Here is a 240-nt window from a genome sequence, read left to right on the forward strand (position 1 = left end):
GTCACTTTCCTGATGCCTACGATACCACCATTGAGGATCTCCATACAAAGGCGTATCGATGGAATGGCAAGGACTATAACCTGAGAATCACAGACACTGCCGGTCAGCAGGAGTACTCGATATTCCCCAGAAGTTGTTCTGTGGACATCGACGGTTTTATTCTTGTCTACGCAATCGACGACAGAAAATCGTTCGAAATCATACAGGTGATTCATGATAAAATCATGGAAAGCGTCGGAG

The 240-nt window shown here is 45.4% G+C and carries 1 protein-coding gene; it reads left to right on the plus strand.

Annotated features, from left to right (window positions below; all coding sequences use genetic code 11):
* Positions 1–240 (plus strand): P-loop NTPase family protein (locus tag SM754_RS20405; RefSeq protein ID WP_323677973.1); only part of this gene is annotated, 240 nt, incomplete at both ends.

The sequence above is a fragment of the Halorubellus amylolyticus genome, assembly GCF_034808145.1.
Lineage (GTDB): Archaea > Halobacteriota > Halobacteria > Halobacteriales > Natrialbaceae > Halorubellus.